Consider the following 2,086-nt stretch of genomic DNA (forward strand, 5'->3'; position numbering starts at 1 on the left):
GTGCATGTAGGCGGCCTTGATGCTGACCACGACGACGCTTTGCGGCTCCCTGCCGTCGACGGCGAGCCGTTCGCGCAAATTTGCGTCGACGGTGATGCGGGCATCGCCGTTGACGCGCAGCGTCTCGTTCATGCCGGGAATGAGGAAGAGCAGCCCGACCGAGGGATTGAGGAGGATGTTCTCCAGCGTGTCGAGCCGGTTGTTGCCGGGCCGGTCGGGAATGGCGATGGTGGTGTCGTCGAGAACGGTGGCAAAGCCCGGCTTGTCGCCCTTCGGCGTCACGTCGGCGTTGCCGGCACCGTCGGACGAGCCGATCAGCACGAACGGGCTCTTGCCGATGAAGGAGCGGCAATGGCCGTCAAGTTTTTTCAGCTCCTTGCGGATAGAACCGTCGGTCGGCCGTGGCGTCTTGTAGATCGTCCTCAACTGGTCGTGCGTGGTGATGAATTCCATGTCCCTCTCCCCGGAACGGTTCATTGTCTCACGAACGCAGAACCGCTGTTTCCCTTTGTTTTGACGCAGCTCCGGACACCTTTCCTGGAGTTGCTCTATTTCCCGGCCTTCTCTTCTTTGCCGGCCTTGTCCTCGAGTGAATGACGCAGGATCAGCGGCATCTGGCTGAAGGTGAACAGAAGCGTGATCGGCATGATGCCCCAGACCTTGAAAGTAACCCAGGCGTCGGTGGAAAAATTGCGCCACACCACCTCATTGACGATGGCCAGGAACAGGAAGAACAGGCCCCAGCGGAAGGTCAGTTTCCGCCAGCCATCTGCGTCGAGGCTGAAGGCTGAATCGAAGACATAGCCAAGCAGCGACTTGCCGAAGTAGAGGCCGCCGAGCAGCACGCCGCCGAACAGCGTGTTGACGATGGTCGGCTTCATCTTGATGAAGACGTCGTCCTGCAGATAGAGCGTCAGCGCGCCGAAGATGAAGACGACGACGCCCGACACCATCGGCATGATCGGCAAGGTGCGGGTGAGCAGCCACGAGGCGATCAGGGCGATTGCCGTGGCGGCCATGAACAGCCCGGTGGCAACGAAGATCGGCCCGCCGAACTCGGCCAGAACAGGGAATTTCTGCACCAGCCATCCGCCGCGCGCATTGGCGAAGAAGAACACCATCAACGGACCCAGCTCCAGCACCAGCTTGAGCAGCGGATTGACGCCTTCCTTCTTCTGCTTCTGCGGGTCCGACGGATCGCGTTCGAGAATGGGTGGGTTCATGGAATCTCTTTCTTGCGCATGATCTGATCCAAAAAGTCTGCACCTTTTTGGGACATGCTTGTTAGGCTACTCCAGCGATCGCCCTGGCGAATTCGCTTGCTGAGAACGGTTCGAGGTCGTCGACCTGTTCGCCGACGCCGATGAAATAGACCGGCAATTTGTGCTTTGCCGCGATCGCCACCAGAATACCGCCGCGTGCCGTGCCGTCCAGCTTGGTCATCACCAGGCCGTTGACACCGGCGATATGGCGGAAGATCTCGACCTGGTTGAGCGCGTTCTGGCCGGTGGTGGCGTCGACTGTCTGCAGCACGGTGTGCGGCGCTTCCGGGTCGAGTTTGCCAAGCACGCGGACGATCTTTTCGAGCTCGGCCATCAGTTCGGTCTTGTTCTGCAGGCGGCCGGCGGTGTCGATGATCAGCACGTCGGAACCGGCCTCCCTGGCCTTCTCGAAGGCGTCATAGGCGAGCCCTGCGGCATCGGCGCCGATCTTGGAGGCGATGACCGGCGATTTCGTCCGCTCGCCCCAGATCTTCAGCTGCTCGATCGCAGCGGCGCGGAAGGTGTCGCCGGCGGCGAGCATCACCGACAGCCCGCCATCGGTGAGCTTGGCGGCGAGCTTGCCGATGGTCGTGGTCTTGCCGGTACCGTTGACGCCGACCACCAGGATGACATGCGGCTTATGCGAGAGGTCGAGCTCCAGCGGCATGGCGACATGGGTCAACACCTTTTCCACCTCGGCAGCCATGATGGCGCGAACCTCGGTGTCCGAGACGTCCTTGCCGTAGCGGCTGGCGGCCAGCGCGTCGGTAACGCGCAAGGCCGTCTCCATGCCGAGATCGGCACGGATCAGCACATCCTCGAGG

Annotated in this window: 3 protein-coding genes; all 3 read right to left on the reverse strand. The window is 61.6% G+C overall.

Annotation, left to right across the window (positions count from 1 at the left end):
• On the reverse strand, positions 1-453 hold a 453-nt coding region (locus EN749_RS34685; RefSeq protein WP_128364864.1), incomplete at its 3' end, for an MSMEG_1061 family FMN-dependent PPOX-type flavoprotein.
• A 95-nt stretch (positions 454-548) separates the two neighbouring features.
• Positions 549-1,223, reverse strand: coding sequence for a septation protein A (locus EN749_RS34690; RefSeq protein WP_128364865.1), 675 nt, complete (start codon positions 1,221-1,223; stop codon positions 549-551).
• Between the two features lie 61 nt (positions 1,224-1,284).
• Positions 1,285-2,086 (reverse strand): signal recognition particle-docking protein FtsY (ftsY, locus tag EN749_RS34695; RefSeq protein WP_128364866.1); only part of this gene is annotated, 802 nt, incomplete at its 5' end.

The organism is Mesorhizobium sp. M7A.F.Ca.ET.027.02.1.1 (assembly GCF_004022985.1).
Lineage (GTDB): Bacteria > Pseudomonadota > Alphaproteobacteria > Rhizobiales > Rhizobiaceae > Mesorhizobium.